The following is a 15,684-nucleotide window of genomic DNA, read 5'->3' as shown; positions in this document are numbered from 1 at the left end:
ACCGTCGGCCTAACGTCGGACCATGGGAAGCGGGGACCGGGCAGCGCTGGTACGTATCTGCGATTCGGCCGGCCGGCCGCGGGGGACCGGATTCGTCGCCGACGACCGGGGCACGGTGGTGACCAGCCACGAAGCGGTCGACGGCCTCACCCGGCTCGTTCTGTACGGAACGGACGGTCGCAGCTGCCCCGTCGAGGCCGCCGATGTCACCGCGCTGCCCGAACTGGACCTCGCCCTGCTGCGCACCTCAGGGCGCTCCACGCTCGGCGTGGATCCGACGCCGATCGCCTTACGGGACCGGATCGACGCCGGTACGTATGTGACGATCGCCGCCCACGGCTGGCGCGAGGCGCGGGTGCTCGGCACCGCCCCGGTGACGTACGCCGCGAACGGCACCTCCCATCGGATCGGTGCGGCATTGGAGCTGGCGCTCGGTACGGATGGCAGAGACGCGCTGCGGCTCGGCGGTGCGGCCGTGGGCGGGCCCGTCCTCGATCCGGAGAGCGGCGCGGTCATCGCCGTGCTGGGCACCGCGCTGCGCGCCGGGCATGCCGCCGCAGGGTTCGCGGTGCCGCTCAGGGGTGCGGGCAGCGACGGTCCGCTGGACGAGCTGCTGCGGCGCAGCGCGACGAGCGTTCCCGGATACGGACGCGACCTGAATCTCGCGGGTGCCCTGCACCTCACCGCGACATCGCTCGGCTCGGCAGACGGGCCGGCCGGCTGTTCCGATCCGGTCGAACGCCCGGACGTCATCGCGGAGTTCAGCGCCTTCTCGGCCTCCGGCCACCCCTCGTCCGCACCGCACGGCCCCGCCGTGCTCCTCGGTCTCGTCGGAGCGCCGGGCACCGGCCGCACCACCGAACTGGCCGCACTCGCCGCCCGCCGGGCCCGCGGCGCCGTACCCGCACCCACCCTCTGGCTGCGCGGCGCCGATCTGCAGGCCGACGACGCCTCGGTCGCCGACGCGATCGCCCGTACGCTCCGGCGGGCCGGGCGGATCGTCACCGCCGCCGGTGCGAGGGGCGACATGGCGAGCGCCACCCCCGAGCGGGTGGCCGGGCTGGCCGAAGAGTCCGGGAGCCCGCTGCTCGTCCTGCTGGACGGCCCCGAGGAGATGCCTCCCGTGCTGGCCCACGGGCTGGCCCGGTGGACCGCGGGCACCGTCGACTGGCTGCGGGAGTGCGGGGCGCGGCTCGTGGTCGCGTGCACGCCCGAGCACTGGGAGACGGCCGGTGCGCTCTGCCCGCCCGGTGCCCTGCACCGCCCCGCCAGGCCTGCGAGGCGGCTGCCGTCCGCGGTCCGCCTCGGCGACCTCACCGCGAGCCAGGCCGAACAGGCCCGGGAGCGGTACGCCATCCCGCCCGATGCGCTCGCCCCGGGCCACGGCCGGCACCCGCTCACCCTGCGTCTTCTCGCGGAGGTGCGCGAGGCGCTGCCCGGGGACGTCGCCGGGCAGCCGGACGCGGAGGACGTCTTCGTCGCTCACCTGGACCTGATGTGCCTGCGCATCGCGGTCCGCATCGCAGCCGGATCGGGCCCGGCGCCCGGCGGCACCGCGGTCCGCCGGCTGGCCGCGCAGGTGGCGGGGCAGGTCCACGAAGCGGCGCGGCGCTGTCTGGGGCCCGGACAGGGAGAGCTGGACCGGGCGGCGTTCGAGGAGGTGTTCCCGTGGCGCACGGGCTGGGCGTCGGCGGTTCTCACCGAGGGGCTGCTCGTCCCGGCGGGAGCGGGCTACCGCTTCGCGCACGAGGAGCTGGGGGACTGGGTGCAGGGCGCCCACCTGGACTTGGACGCGGCGCTGCACGCGCTGGTCCACCGCTGGCATGCGGAGAAGGGACCGGGACCGGGAGCGGTGGCGGCGGAGCCGCGCGTTCCGCAGCCCAGGGGACCGCGTTCGGGGCGCAGCCGGACGCCCGTGCCAGAAGTGGCAATGGAAGCCGCGGTGACGACGGGGCACCGCACCCTGCCCGTACCGCGCCATCGGACCGGCCCGGTGATCCAGGCCCTGCTGTTGCTGGGCCGCCGCCAGGGCCCCGCCGCGCTGGCGCACCGGCTGGCCGATCTGATCGAGGCCCTGGACCGGATGCCGCCGGAGCCGGGGGCGGGTGCCGAGGCCGCCCATGACGCCCGCTGGTGGGCGGTGCACCTGCTCTCGGAGACTCTGCTCCGGGTACCCGATGCCCGGCCCCATCTCGGGGTGCTGCGGCTGCTTGCCGACCGTATCGTCCGGCGCACGGCCACGGGCGGGCCGGGGAGCCCGGGGGCGGGGGTGTATGCCGAGTTCGGGCCGTGGTTCTGGCGGCGGCTGAGGCTGCCCGAGGCGGACCGGATCGATCTGTTCCGGTGTCTCGTCCCCGCCGACGGCCGGCGCCGTGCCGACCCCCGTGGTGATGACGGTGACCGCACCTGCGACCCGTACCCCGACGGCGACAGCGGCGAGCGGTTTCTGGATGCCGTCGCGCGGCGGCTCGTCGCGCAGCCCCGGACCATGCAGCCGCTGCTCTGCGGCTGGTTCACCGACGAGCGCCCCATCCCTGGCGATGAGGGCGTGACGATCCGTCCGACCGTGGCCGCCGCCGCTCAGGCGCTGCTCTACGCCCGTCGGGACCTGGCCGTCGACGATCTGACCGACGCACTCGTCTCGACCGCCCACCCCCGGGCCGAGGAGCTGCTCGCCGCGCTGGCCGAGGACGAGCCCTCCGCGCTCTGCCGGGCCGTCGACAGATGGGCCCGTGACGGGGACCGGCCCGCACGCCGGACCGCCGCCGCCTCGTACGCACTGGTCACCGCGGCGCACGTCACCCTCGACGCCGATCGCGAACTGTTGCGCCGAGCCGCCCGTGCCCTGCTGGCCCGACCGGCCGACGCCTCCCTGCACGGGGCCGCGCTCACCCTCCTCGTGCAGGATCAGCAGACCAGGGACCGCTATCTCCCGCAGGCTCTGCGGGCCTTCGTCGCGGGCGAGCCGCAGCTGCCCGCGCACACGCTCGCCATCGCACTGTCCTCCCATGCGGAGCAGGTGCTCACCGCGTTCCGGCAGCGGCTCACCCGGCCCGACGAGGGGGCGGGCGAGGTGCTGTGCTCGCTCGCCGGGATCGACGCCCCCGCGCTGGCCCTGCACGCCGCCGGGCTCGTGCGGGCGTACATCGACAGCCACCCGGACGACGCCGTGCACGCCGCCTCGTACATCGACCGGAGGCTGGAGCACGGACCCGCCGCCCGCGCCCTGCTGCTGCCCCTGGTGACCGGACTGCTGCGGGACCGTCCCGTGCCACCGCCGGTGCGCGGCGGGCTCGCCGGTGTGCTCGCGGCGCCCGGCAGCCCCGCCTCCGGGCAGCTGAGGGGCGAGCTGCTGGAGGTCCTGCTGGAATTCGAACAGGACGCCCACCGCGACCCGGCCGTGCTCGACGCCCTGCTGCGGGCTGCCGCGACGGGCTCCGGCGGACGTGCACCGGCCCGCACCCGCGCCCTGGTCCACCGCACCGGGATGCTGCTGGTCCGTACCCCCGAGGGCGCGGTCCGCTTCGACCGCCGACTGGTCGAACTCGCTCGTGACGTGCCAGGATTCGCGGCCCTGGTCACCGGGTGGCTGGCAGACGCCCCGCAGGAGTGGGCGGCGCTCGTCGGCCCGGCCGCGCGGCGGACGGTGGAGGCGCTGGGAAGCCCCAAGACGATGCCGATGCAGGCCGCGGGGCGTGAGCATGGCAGTCTTAGACCTGCGTAACAGGCAATCTCACGTACACGGGTTCGGGCGAGGAGCGGTCACAGTGCAGCGCTGGCGTGGCTTGGAGGACATCCCCCAGGACTGGGGACGCAGCGTCGTCACCATCGGCTCCTATGACGGGGTGCACCGCGGACACCAGCTGATTATCGGGCGGGCCGTGGAGCGGGCACGCGAGCTGGGTGTGCCGTCGGTCGTGGTGACCTTCGACCCGCATCCCAGCGAGGTCGTACGGCCCGGCAGCCACCCGCCGCTGCTCGCCCCGCACCACCGGCGCGCCGAGCTGATGGCGGAGCTGGGGGTGGACGCGGTGCTGATCCTGCCGTTCACCACCGAGTTCTCCAAGCTCGCGCCGGCCGACTTCATCGTGAAGGTGCTTGTCGACAAGCTGCACGCGCAGCTGGTCATCGAGGGCCCCAACTTCCGCTTCGGTCACAAGGCAGCCGGGAATGTGCAGCTGCTCACCGAGTTCGGCGAGACGTACGACTACGGCGTCGAGGTCATCGACCTGTATGTGAGCGGTGCGGCGGGCGGCGGCCGGCCGTTCTCCTCCACCCTCACCCGACGGCTGGTCGCCGAGGGCGATGTCGCGGGCGCCGCCGAGATCCTGGGCCGGCCGCACCGGGTCGAGGGCATCGTGGTCCGCGGCGCACAGCGCGGCCGTGAGATGGGCTTCCCCACGGCCAACGTGGAGACCCTGCCGCACACCGCGATCCCCGCCGACGGCGTCTACGCGGGCTGGCTCAATGTGAATGGCGAGGCGATGCCCGCCGCGATCTCGGTCGGCACGAACCCGCAGTTCGACGGTACGGAGCGGACGGTGGAGGCGTACGCGATCGACCGCGTCGGCCTCGACCTGTACGGGCTCCACGTCTCGGTGGACTTCCTCGCGTACGTACGCGGGATGCTGAAGTTCGACTCGATCGACGACCTGCTCGTGGCCATGGCCGCCGATGTGAAGCGGTGCAGCGAGCTGATCTCCGCGTACGAGCGCGGCTGAACCGCACCCCTGCCGCGTACATCGGGGTCATGGGCAGCCGGCGCACCCACCTGGACCGGGCCGTGCGGCTGCGGGAGGCCGGGGTCGACGCGGCCGAACTGGCGCGGCTCGCCTCGCCCGTCGGGCTGGACCTCGGTGCGCGCACCCCGGAGGAGACCGCCGTCTCGATCGACGCGGAGATCATCCAGCACCGGTGGGGCGGGACGGGCAGGCCGCTCGGCGAGCTGACCGGGGCGATCCACGGCCGGGCAACCGGCAGTCCGCCCGGCGCCTGACGGCGCGGCGTCCGCCGGCCGGGGCCCGTCCGAGGGCGATCCGCCGGACAGGCCCAGGCCACCCCGCTACGCCCGCGCCTTCGCAGCCGCGCCCGCCCAGTGGCACGCCACCTGTGTCTGCCCGCCGCCCGCGAGCACCGGCAGGTCCTTCGTACGGCACGCGTCCGCGACACCCGCCCGCTCGGCCTCGCCCGAGGCCAGCACCTGGCAGCGGGCATGGAACCGGCACCCGGACGGCACCCTGGACGGGTCCGGCGGCTCACCGGTCAGAATCACCGGATCGCCCGCGGCCTCCGGCAGCACCGACAACAGTGCCTGGGTGTACGGGTGCTGCGGAGCCGTCAGGATCTGCTCCACCTCGCCCGTCTCCACGATCCGCCCGAGGTACATCACCGCGACCCGGTCGGCGATGTTCCACGCCAGGCCGAGGTCGTGCGTGACCACCAGAGCGGACAGACCCAGTTCGTCCCGCAGCCGCAGCAGCAGGGCCAGGATCTCGCCGCGCACCGAAGCGTCCAGCGAGGCCACCGGCTCGTCGGCCACGATGAGTTCCGGCTCCAGCACGAGCGCGCCCGCGATCACGACCCGCTGGCGCTGACCGCCCGACAGCTCGTGCGGATAGCGCAGGAAGAACCGCTCCGGGGGCCGCAGCCCCGCCCGTGCCAGCGCCCCGGCCACCGCCGCCCGCTCGTCACCCGCGTACCCGTGGATCCGCAGACCCTCGGCGACGGCGTCGTACACCGTGTGCCTCGGGTTGAGCGAACCGCTGGGGTCCTGGAGCACCAGCTGGACCCGCTTGCGGTACGCCTTCAGCGCCCGGCTCGCATAGTCGAGCGGCTGCCCGCCGAAGGTCACCTGCCCGGACGTCGGCGGGACGAGGCCCAGCAGCGAACGCGCCAGCGTCGTCTTGCCGCAGCCCGACTCGCCGACCAGGGCGACGATCTCGCCGGGCCGGATGTCCAGGTCGACGCTGTCCACCGCACGCGCCGGGGCAGCCCCGCGCCGGCCGGGGAAGGTGACCTTCAGCCCCTGGGCGCTGAGCAGGGGAGTGGTGGTGGTCATGATGTGCTCCTTGCTTCCTCGGCACCCGGCCGGGCCCCGGCCGCGGCCGCCCCCGGCTCCACCAGCACACAGGCGGCCCGCCGCTGTGGCCCCGCGTCCCGCAGCTCCTGATCCTGCGTCGTGCAGGAGTCCAGGGCCACCGGGCAGCGCGGGTGGAAGGTGCAGCCGCCGGGCAGCGCCGACGGGTCCGGCGGATCGCCGGGCAGCCCGCGGGGCGCGAACCGGGAGGCCGGGTCGCCGATGCGCGGAAAGGCGCCGGACAGGGCTTTGCCGTACGGGTGGTGCGCGTTCTCGTAGACCTCGGACGCCGGGCCCTCCTCCACGACCCGGCCCGCGTACATCACCGCGAGTCGGTCGCAGGTGTCCGACAGCACCGCGAGGTCATGGCTGATCATGATCAGGCCGAGGTCCTGCTCGGACACCAACTGCTCGATCAGCCGAAGGATCTGGGCCTGGATCATCACATCGAGAGCCGTGGTCGGTTCGTCCGCGATGATCAGGCCCGGATCGCAGGCCAGCGCCATCGCGATCATCACGCGCTGCCGCTGCCCGCCGGAGAGCTCGTGCGGATAGGCGTCCGCGCGGGCGGCCGGCAGACCCACCTGTTCCAGGAGTTCACCGGCCTTCTTCGCGGCCCCGGCCTGCGTCGCCTTCTTGTGCAGCAGGATCGGCTCGGCGATCTGCTCCCCGATGCGGTGCACCGCGTTGAGCGAGTGCATCGCGCCCTGGAACACGATCGAGGCCCCCGCCCAGCGCACCGCCCTGACCTGCCCCCACTTCATGGTGAGGACGTCCTCGCCGTTCAGCAGGATCTGGCCGGAGACCTTCGTCCCGGCGGGCAGCAGCCGCAGCAGCGCGAGCGCCAGCGTGGACTTCCCGCAGCCGGACTCACCGGCGATGCCGAGCTTCTGCCCCGCGTTCACGGTGAGGTTCACGCCACGGACGGCCTGCGCTCCACCGGCGTACGTCACCGTGAGGTCCCGTACGTCGAGAAGTGGCGTCTTCTGGATGCTCGTCGTACTCAACGGGCCACCCCCAGCTTGGGATTGAGGACGGACTCGATGGCGCGGCCGCACAGCGTGAACGCCAGGGCCACCACGGCGATGGCGATCCCGGGCGGTGCCAGGTACCACCAGTCGCCCGCGCTCACCGCGCCCGCCTCGCGGGCGTCCTGGAGCATGCCGCCCCAGGAGGTGGTGGTCGGGTCGCTGAGGCCGAGGAAGGCCAGGGTGGCCTCCGTGAGGATCGCGCTGGAGATCACCAGTGTGGTCTGCGCGAGCACCAGCGGCATCACGTTCGGCAGCACGTGCCGGACCATGACGTGTCCGTGGCCGCCGCCCAGGGCGCGGGCGCGCTCGATGTACGGGCGGGACTCCACGGCGAGGGTCTGGGCGCGGACCAGCCGGGCCGTGGTCGGCCAGGTCGTGACGCCGATCGCGATGATGACCGTCCACATCGAGCGGTCCATCACGGTGGCGAGCGCGATCGCGAGGACCAGGGTCGGCATCACCAGGAACCAGTCGGTGATCCGCATCAGGACCGTCGAGTACCAGCCGTGGAAGTGCCCCGCGACGATGCCGACGACCGTGCCGATGGCGACGCACAGGAACGCGGCGAGCAGGCCCACCGTCAACGAGACACGGGTGCCCCAGACCAGCAGGGCCAGCACGCTGCGTCCGAACTGGTCCGTACCGAGCGGGAATTCACCGCTCGGCGACTCCAGCGCGCCACCGGGCGCGCCGGTGACGCTCTGCGAATCGGCGCCGACGAGCTGCGGCGCGAAGACGGCGATCAGCGCGATCAGGACGAGGGCGCCCAGCCCCCACAGTCCGCTCCTGTGCTTGCGGTACTCCCGCCAGAACCGGGCGGCGGACTGCCGCTTGCGGGCGCGGGCGAGCGCGCGCGGGTTCCCGGCCGGTTCGGCCTTCGTCGGCGTGGGCATGGATTCGGTCGTCATCGGCCCACCCGGGGATCGAGCAGCGGATACAGCACGTCGGCAAGGGTGTTCGCCAGGATCACCGCGGTGGCGAAGGTGAAGAACAGCCCTTGCACGAGGGGGAGATCAGGCACGCTCAGCGCCTGGTAGAAGAGACCGCCGAGGCCCGGCCAGGAGAACACCGTCTCGACCAGGATCTGCCCGGCGACCACAGTGCCGAGGTTCACGAACATCAGCGTGAACGTCGGCAGCATCGCGTTCGGCACGGCGTGCTTGCGGCGTACGACATCGTCCCGCAGCCCCTTCGCGCGGGCCGTGGTCAGATAGTCGCTGCCCATCTCGTCCAGCAGCGAGGAGCGCATTACCAGAAGCGTCTGCGCGTACCCGACCGCGACCAGCGTGATCACCGGGAGGACCAGGTGATGCGCCACATCGAGGATGTACGCGAATCCGCTCTCGCCGCCCGATTGCATTCCGCCGGTCGGGAACATCCCGGGGATCGGTCCGATGCCCACCGAGAAGACGATGATCAGGAGCAGGCCCAGCCAGAACGACGGCACCGAGTAGAGCGTCAGCGCGAAGGCGGTGTTGAAGCGGTCGCTCGTGGAGCCGTTGCGCCACGCGGTACGGGTGCCGAGCCAGATGCCGAGCGCGGTGTACAGGACGTACGACGTGCCGGTGAGGAGCAGGGTCGCGGGGAGCGCCTCGGTGATCTTGTCGATGACGGGCGCGTGGAACTGGAACGAAGTGCCGAAGTCGCCCGTGAGGGCGTCGCCGACGTAGCTGGTGAACTGCCGCCACATCGGCTGGTCGAGGCCGAACTGGTGACGCAACGACTGGAGTTGTTCGGCGGAGACGGGACGGCCGCCCGTCATCTGCTTCACCGGATCGCTGGGAATGAGCCGGAACAGGAAGAAGCTGGTGACCAGGACCGCGAACAGGGAGACGGCCGCTCCCACGATCTTGGCCGCCACGTACTGGAGGTAGGCCTTGGTGTTACGCGCCCGTGGGCCGCGGGCGGCCGCCGGGCCGGCCTGAACCGGTCCTTCGGTGTCCGCATCCGCGATCTGCACGAGCGCCGGAGTGCTTTCAGCTGTCATGGGGAACTCTCGTTACTCGTGCTGCACTTAGAGGGAACCGGCGGGGCGGCTGCACGCCGCCCCGGCCGGCCCCTCTCAACCCGTCCGCGTGACTACTCGCGGTCGTCCGCGGTGGTGCGGCGGCGCATCGCGATGAACAGTCCGCCACCGGCGAGTACCACGACCACCACGATGATGCCTACGACGACTCCGGTGGAGCCGGACCCGCCGGAGCTGTCCGAACTGCTGCTGCCCGCCGGAACGGCCGACCACCAGCTCCAGTACCCGTCCTGGCCGTAGATGTTGCCCGCCGCCTCGGGCATGGTCTTGATCGACTTGATCTGGTCGGTGCGGTAGGCCTCGACCGCGTTCGGGTACGCGATGATGTTCATGTACCCCGAGTCGTACATCCACGACTGCATCTGCTTGACGATGTCCGCGCGCTTGGCCGGGTCGTACTCGGCGAGTTGCTTCTTGTAGAGCTCGTCGTACGTCTTGTCGCAGATGAAGTTGTCGGTGGTGGCGCTCTCCTTGGCCTTCGCCGGCAGGGCGTCACAGGTGTGGATGCCGAGGACGAAGTCCGGGTCCGGGTTGACCGACCAGCCGTCGAAGGCGAGGTCGTACTCACCGGCGTACCACGGCACCGAGACGTCGTCGAGACAGTCGACCTTGAGCCCGATGCCGAGCTTGCCCCACCACTCCTTGAGGTACTTGCCGATCGCCTTGTCGTTCGGATCCGTGGCGTGGCACAGGATGCGCAGGTCGAGCGGCTTGCCGTCCTTGCCGACGCGCTGGTCGCCCTTGAGCGGGTAGCCCGCCTCGTCGAGGAGCTTCGCGGCCTTGGCCGGGTCGTACGCGAGGCTCTGGTCGGCGGAGGGCTGCCAGAAGTACGTGGAGAAGCGCGGCGGGATGTAGCCCTGGCCCTCGACGGCGTGGCCCTGGAAGACCTTGTCGATGATGGTCTTGCGGTCGATGGACAGGAAGAGGGCCTGGCGAACCCTCTGATCGAGAAGGGCCTTGTTGCCGTCGCCGAACTTCTTGCCGTCCTTGGTCTGAGCGCCCGGGTTGGTGGCCAGCGCGAAGAAGCGGCGTCCCGGACCCTCGTTGACCTTGACGTTCTTCTCGCCCTTGAGGGACGCGGCCTGAGCGGGCGTCAGTGCGGGGGAGCCGGCGACGAAGGAGACCTCGCCCTTGCGCAGCGCGGCGACCGCTGCGTCCTGGTCCTTGTACGTCTTGAAGACCAGCTCGTCGAACTTCGGCGCACCGCGCCAGAAGCTCTTGTTGGCCTTGAGCTTCACGTACTGGTCGACCTTGTAGTCCGTCAGGATGAACGGCCCGTTGCCGACGATCGGGAACTTCGTGTCGTTGTTGAACTTGGAGAAGTCACCGACCTTCTCCCAGATGTGCTTCGGGACTATCGGCACATCGAGCGCGGCCATGGTGGCCTGCGGCTCCTTGAGCTCGATGACCAGCTGTGTCGGGCTCGGAGCCGTCACCTTCTTGAAGTTCGCGACGAAGTTGCCGTTGGCCTGCGCGGCGCCCTCGTCGGTCATCATCTTGTTGAACGTCCACGCCGCGTCCTCGGCGGTGGCCTGCCGGCCGTCCGACCACTTGGAGTCGGACCGGATGGTGTACGTCCAGGTCAACTTGTCCGCGGACGGCTCCCACTTGGTGGCGAGGGCGGGGACCGCGTGGTTGTCCTTGGGGTCGTAGTTCGTCAGGAAGTCGTACATGAGCCGGCTGACGCTCGTGCTCATCAGCTTCTGAGCGAGGAACGGGCTCAGGGAGTCGACGCTCTGTGCGACGGCGACGGTCAGCGTCGAGTTGCCGCTGTCGGCGGCCTGCGCCTGCTGCGGCGCGGCACCGAGGGGCACGCCCGGGACGATGGACCCGGCGGCCAGCGCCAGAGCAGCGGCCCCGGAGGCCAGGAGGACACGCAGACGTGAGCGTGGCTGGGCAGAGGGTGGTGGAACTCTTTCGACCATCGTCAGGGACCTCGCGTCATGACTCGCACGGAGAAGGCGGGTTGATCTGTGGTTCGCCAGCTGGTGAAGCGAAGGTTTATCAGCGGGGGTCGAGCCGCGTCAACGGTCACCGAAACGGCGTGTGGTCTGCGGGAATGCGCAGAGGGCCCGCACCGTGGAGACGGTGCGGGCCCTCATTGGTTTAGACCTCTGTTGCCTTACTGCTGAGGCGCTGGCGGCGGCTGCTGCGGCCAACCCGCGGGCGGTACGGGACCCTGCAGCTCGGGCGGGATCGGCTGTCCGGGTTGACCCGGCTGACCCGGCTGCTGCTGGTGAGGCGGCGGCGGTCCGGCCGGGCTCGCCGCGGACTGCGCCTGGGAGGGCAACGACTGCTGCCAGCCGTTCTGTTGCACTCCGGGACCGGGCTGAGGGGGGTACGGCTGCGCATGCTGCTGCCCGCCGTACAGCTGTTGCTGCGGCGGGTACGGCTGTTGCTGCGGCGGGTACGGCTGCTGCGGGGAGTACTGCTGCTGGCCGGGCATCGGCGGGGCGTACTGCGGGGGCGGGTTGGAGCCGCTCGACGTCCAGAGCCCCTGCTGCTGCTGGGCGCGCGCGAAGTCCTCCGCGACCATCGCGGAGAGGTTGAAGTACGACTCGCGGGTCTTGGGCCGCATCATGTCGAGATCGACCTCCGCGCCGGCCGCCAGGTGCTCGTCGAACGGTACGACGACCACGCCGCGGCAGCGCGTCTCGAAGTGCTGCACGATGTCATCGACCTTGATCATCTTGCCGGTCTCGCGGACCCCCGAGATGACGGTGATGGAGCGCTGCACGAGCTCCGCGTATCCGTGCGCCGACAGCCAGTCCAGCGTGGTGGACGCGCTTGACGCACCGTCGACCGACGGCGTCGAGATGATGATCAGCTGGTCGGCGAGGTCCAGCACTCCGCGCATCGCGCTGTAGAGCAGGCCGGTGCCCGAGTCGGTCAGGATGATCGGGTACTGCTTGCCCAGCACATCGATCGCGCGCCGGTAGTCCTCGTCGTTGAACGCCGTGGAGACCGCCGGGTCCACGTCGTTGGCGATGATCTCCAGGCCGGAGGGCGCCTGCGAGGTGAAGCGGCGGATGTCCATGTACGAGTTGAGGTACGGGATCGCCTGGACCAGGTCACGGATGGTGGCCCCGGTCTCCCGGCGCACCCGGCGGCCGAGCGTGCCCGCGTCCGGGTTGGCGTCGATGGCGAGGATCTTGTCCTGACGCTCGGTGGCCAGGGTCGAGCCGAGGGCGGTGGTCGTCGTGGTCTTGCCGACGCCGCCCTTGAGGCTGATGACCGCGATCCGGTAACAGGACAGCACGGGCGTACGGATCAGGTCGAGCTTGCGCTGCCGCTCGGCCTCCTCCTTCTTGCCGCCCAGCTTGAAGCGGGCCGCGCTGGACGGCGTACGGCTGCTCTTCGCCTTCTGCTTGTTCCGGAGCAGCCGGTCGGAGGAGAGCTCCACGGCCGCCGTGTACCCGAGCGGGGCGCCGGGCACGGAGCGCTCGCGCTGGTCGTGGGTGACCGGGGTCGGCCAGGCGGCGCCGGTCCGCGGGTCGACGGGCTGTCCCTGTGGCTGCTGCTGCGGCTGGGGGTGGGCCGGCTGCTGGTGCGCGGGCGGCTGCGGGGCGACCTGAGCGGGCAGATCGGGCGTGCCCTGGACCGGCTGCTGGGGCGCCTGGGGGACCTGCGGCGGCAGCGGAACGCCCTGCTGCGCGGGCCACTGGGGCGCCTGGGGCTGCTGGGGGGCCTGCGGCGGCTGGGGGAAGCCGTAAGCACCCTGGGGCTGCCGGGGAGCCTGCGGCGGCTGGGGTGCTTGTGGTGTGTGCGGCGTCTGGGGTGGCTGCGGGAACCCGTAGCCACCCTGCGCCGGTCCCTGCTGCTGCGGGGGAGCGGGCTGCTGCGGGAATCCATAGCCGCCCTGCGCCGGTCCCTGCTGCTGCGGGGGAGCGGGCTGCTGCGGGAATCCATAACCACCGTGCGGCGGCTGTGGTGCCTGAGGAGGCTGAGGCGCTCCGGCGTTCGGGAATCCGTAGCCGCCGGACGCCTGGTCGGCCGGAGTCCGGGCGGGCCACTGCGGCGCCGACTGGGGCGCGGACGGCTGCGGCGTGGCGGGCTGGAAGGTGGGTGGCAGCGGCGGCAGACCGCCCTGCGGCGGCGCCGGGGTCCAGGGGGTCGGCATGGCGGACGCCGGGGCGTCCTGCGGTGCGTTGGAGGGCGGTACGTCCCGGGGTGCCGCGTCCGTGACGGCGTCCGAGGGCGCGGCGCCCTCCGGTCCGTCGGCGGCACCGCTCGTGGCGTCGTCCGGAGTCTCGGCAGTCGCCTCTGCATCGGCACTGGAATCCGTGGCGGCAGCGCCGTTCGGCTCGCCGGCCGAGTCCGTCGCCTGCGCGGAACCGGAACTGGGGGTCTCGCCCTCGTCCGCACCGTCGGCACCGGCCCCCACGGAACCGGATCCCGAACCCGAGACGTCCCCGTCCGCGTTCCTCGACGCCTCCTCGCGCTCCGCGATCTCCCGCTTCAGCGCGGCCGGTGAGAACCGCATGGTCGCGCCACTCTCCACATCACCGCCCCCGAACGGGTCCGTCATCCCGTCGGGAGCCGCCGTCCCTGCCCCCTCCGCAGGAGCAGGAGAAGGAGCGGAGTCCCCCGCCGCGGAATGAACAGGAGCCGGAGCCGGAGCCGGAACAGGAGCCGGAGCCGGAGCCGGAACAGGAGCCGGAGCCGGAATCGGAGCCGGCGCGGGCGGCGCCGGAGCCCAGTTGGGGTCGAAGCCGCCCCCGACCGGCTGCGCGGGCACGGACAACGGCGCACCGTTGGGTGGCGGAGGCGGCGCCAGGTGCGATCCGGCACCGCCCGACGAGTCCCCCGGCGCGTTCTGCGTGTACCAGGCGGGCGGGGTGTAGTCGATGGTGAACTCACCCGTCATCTCGGCGGGCTCCGCGTCGGACGACTCGTCGACGGGCTTGTTCCAGCCCCCGCGGATCTCGTCCCGATCGCCGTTCACTTTGCCTCCTGGTGTGGTCGAGCACCCTTGTGCCGTGGTGGGTGGGGGCGACCGTTTCCGTCTTCCTAACCGCCCGGCTCTCCCCCCGGGACACGCATCGCCTGCCCGCAGGTTCTGCTGCCGCGCCCGGACCCACCCTAATCGTCATGGGGCCCGCTCCGGCAGGCCGTACGGCACTGCAAGAGCTGTCCCGTACATCACGTACTGCCCTCAAGTGAACGGAATACGGCAGAGCACACAGACCGAAGCGGCCAATTCGATACATGTCCAGGCGTGGTGAAAGGGTGGCTGCCGTGTATCGGACAGCCACCCTTTCACCTGACCTTTGCCTACGTGAGGTCGAACTCACCGTCCCGTGCGCCCAGTACGAAGGCGCGCCATTCGGCCTCCGTGTACCGCAACACGGTCTCCGGTTCCAGTGACGAGCGCATGGCGACTGCACCGCCGGGCAGATGCGCGATCTCGACCCGTTCCTCGACGTTCTCGGTTCCCGGTGCGCTCAGCCACTCCACATCCGAGATGTCGAGAGCGTAGAGCTCTTCCTTTTCCTGCTGGGTGCCCATGTCGGCGTCCCTTCGATCGAACCGTGTCGTTCCCGGTCATCCTCCCTGGAAGCGGCAGGCCCGGGGTCGCGAACGAAACAGTATTCAGCGGATTCTCGCGATGAACCCCGGGATCCCGGGAGGAATCGCGTGCTTGGTGGGTGGCGCGGAGCGCCGCAGCGTCGTGCCTGCGGGCGCGGAGTGTCCACATAGCCGCCTGGTGGTGCGGGTCAAGCTGCTGCCGACGCCCATGCGGGCGTCGGTGCTTGAAGCGACCCTGACCGCGTTCATCGGTGTGGACCTCGGGATCGTGAACATCGCCGCCACGAGTGACGGCGTCAAATACTCGGGGCGCCGGGTCAACCGAAGGCGGGCCAACGACCGGAAGCTGAGCTCCAAGCTGCAGAAGAAGGGCACAAAGTCCGCGAAGCGGCGGGCGAAGAAGTGCGCGGGCCGAGAGGCCCGCCGTAACAAGGACATCAACCACGAGATCAGCAAGCGGATCGTGGTGGAGGCTGCACGCACCGGTCGCGGAATCGCCCTGGAGACACTCACGGGCATTCGCGAGCGGGCCCGGCTGAGCAAGCCCGAGGGGGTACCTCCCTGCTCGAACGAAGTTGAGAGCTTGGGCGAGCACCACGCTCCACTCCTGGCCGTTCGCGCAGCTCGGCGTGTTCATCGGTTACAAGGCCAAGAGGGCCGGGGTGCCGGTGGTGTATGTCGATCCGGCGTACACCAGCCAGGAGTGCTCGCGCTGTCATCATGCCGAACGCGGCAACCGGTCCTCCCCGGCGGTGTTCGCCTGCCGGTCCTGCGGCTTCGTGGAGCACGCAGACCACAACTCGTCCCACGACATCGCCCACAGAGGGTGGTACGTGTGGGTCTGCGGGGCCGAGTCAACGGCCCCTGCCCTCACGCTGATCGCGTGAGAGCTGGACGCAGCCGGACTCATCGAAGCCATCGATGACCCGAGCAGCAAGCCCAGGACTTCAGGATTCCGTTGGGAAATCCGCAAACCGGCTTCGCTGAACTCGCTGAGGTTTCGTGATCGTTCTGTTCGTCGG

General features: G+C 71.4%; 10 protein-coding genes and 2 pseudogenes. 5 read left to right on the top strand and 7 right to left on the bottom strand.

Annotated features, from left to right (window positions below; translation table 11 throughout):
- Positions 1-22 precede the first annotated feature (22 nt).
- From ACIPEK_RS02680 to ACIPEK_RS02670, 3 genes and pseudogenes are all read left to right on the top strand, one after another.
- Entirely contained in the window at positions 23-3,724 is a 3,702-nt protein-coding gene (locus ACIPEK_RS02680) for a trypsin-like peptidase domain-containing protein (protein WP_401989839.1), read from the top strand.
- Positions 3,725-3,767: 43 nt separating this feature from the next.
- The gene (locus ACIPEK_RS02675) at positions 3,768-4,721 is read left to right on the top strand and encodes a bifunctional riboflavin kinase/FAD synthetase (RefSeq protein WP_383079545.1); all 954 of its coding nucleotides are present in this window, start codon (positions 3,768-3,770) and stop codon (positions 4,719-4,721) included.
- Between the two features lie 2 nt (positions 4,722-4,723).
- Positions 4,724-4,996: pseudogene (locus ACIPEK_RS02670) on the top strand (XdhC family protein); the annotation flags it as partial.
- Positions 4,997-5,062: 66 nt separating this feature from the next.
- Here the strand turns inward: ACIPEK_RS02670 and ACIPEK_RS02665 are convergent.
- From ACIPEK_RS02665 to ACIPEK_RS02635, 7 genes are all read right to left on the bottom strand, one after another.
- Positions 5,063-6,058, bottom strand: a complete 996-nt coding sequence (locus ACIPEK_RS02665; protein WP_401989837.1) for an oligopeptide/dipeptide ABC transporter ATP-binding protein — start codon at positions 6,056-6,058, stop codon at positions 5,063-5,065.
- A complete protein-coding gene (locus ACIPEK_RS02660; RefSeq protein WP_401989835.1) occupies positions 6,055-7,083 on the bottom strand; it encodes an ABC transporter ATP-binding protein in 1,029 nt (342 codons plus the stop codon). Before ACIPEK_RS02660 ends, ACIPEK_RS02665 begins: the two co-directional genes overlap by 4 nt.
- Positions 7,080-8,015, bottom strand: a complete 936-nt coding sequence (locus ACIPEK_RS02655; RefSeq protein ID WP_401989833.1) for an ABC transporter permease — start codon at positions 8,013-8,015, stop codon at positions 7,080-7,082. The genes ACIPEK_RS02660 and ACIPEK_RS02655 overlap by 4 nt, the downstream gene beginning before the upstream one ends.
- Positions 8,012-9,094: an ABC transporter permease gene (locus ACIPEK_RS02650; protein ID WP_401989831.1), complete on the bottom strand. Its 1,083-nt coding sequence runs from the start codon at positions 9,092-9,094 to the stop codon at positions 8,012-8,014. The genes ACIPEK_RS02655 and ACIPEK_RS02650 overlap by 4 nt, the downstream gene beginning before the upstream one ends.
- Before the next feature lie 92 nt (positions 9,095-9,186).
- The gene (locus ACIPEK_RS02645; protein WP_401989829.1) at positions 9,187-11,058 is read right to left on the bottom strand and encodes an ABC transporter substrate-binding protein; all 1,872 of its coding nucleotides are present in this window, start codon (positions 11,056-11,058) and stop codon (positions 9,187-9,189) included.
- A gap of 197 nt (positions 11,059-11,255) precedes the next feature.
- Positions 11,256-14,078, bottom strand: coding sequence for an SCO5717 family growth-regulating ATPase (locus ACIPEK_RS02640; RefSeq protein WP_401989827.1), 2,823 nt, complete (start codon positions 14,076-14,078; stop codon positions 11,256-11,258).
- Between the two features lie 329 nt (positions 14,079-14,407).
- On the bottom strand, positions 14,408-14,641 hold the full coding sequence (locus ACIPEK_RS02635; protein ID WP_327272584.1) for a DUF397 domain-containing protein: 234 nt from the start codon (positions 14,639-14,641) through the stop codon (positions 14,408-14,410).
- Between ACIPEK_RS02635 and ACIPEK_RS02630 the strand changes: the two are divergent.
- Positions 14,640-15,083 (top strand): annotated as a pseudogene (locus ACIPEK_RS02630) (hypothetical protein); the annotation flags it as partial. The gene ACIPEK_RS02635 and the pseudogene ACIPEK_RS02630 sit on opposite strands and share 2 nt — an antisense overlap.
- 154 nt (positions 15,084-15,237) lie before the next feature.
- Entirely contained in the window at positions 15,238-15,549 is a 312-nt protein-coding gene (locus ACIPEK_RS02625) for a zinc ribbon domain-containing protein (RefSeq protein WP_401989825.1), read from the top strand.
- Positions 15,550-15,684 lie beyond the last annotated feature (135 nt).

Source organism: Streptomyces sp. NPDC088246 (assembly GCF_044741025.1).
Classification (GTDB): domain Bacteria; phylum Actinomycetota; class Actinomycetes; order Streptomycetales; family Streptomycetaceae; genus Streptomyces.
Note: the sequence above shows the minus strand (reverse complement) of the source record. Positions and strands in the feature narration are given on the sequence as shown.

Excerpts from the sequence above, each read along its gene's own strand:
- ACIPEK_RS02680 (WP_401989839.1), top strand. The coding sequence starts at position 23 with ATGGGAAGCGGGGACCGGGCAGCGCTGGTACGTATCTGCGATTCGGCC.
- ACIPEK_RS02665 (WP_401989837.1), bottom strand. The coding sequence starts at position 6,058 with ATGACCACCACCACTCCCCTGCTCAGCGCCCAGGGGCTGAAGGTCACC.
- ACIPEK_RS02655 (WP_401989833.1), bottom strand. The coding sequence starts at position 8,015 with ATGACGACCGAATCCATGCCCACGCCGACGAAGGCCGAACCGGCCGGG.
- ACIPEK_RS02650 (WP_401989831.1), bottom strand. The coding sequence starts at position 9,094 with ATGACAGCTGAAAGCACTCCGGCGCTCGTGCAGATCGCGGATGCGGAC.
- ACIPEK_RS02645 (WP_401989829.1), bottom strand. The coding sequence starts at position 11,058 with ATGGTCGAAAGAGTTCCACCACCCTCTGCCCAGCCACGCTCACGTCTG.
- ACIPEK_RS02635 (WP_327272584.1), bottom strand. The coding sequence starts at position 14,641 with ATGGGCACCCAGCAGGAAAAGGAAGAGCTCTACGCTCTCGACATCTCG.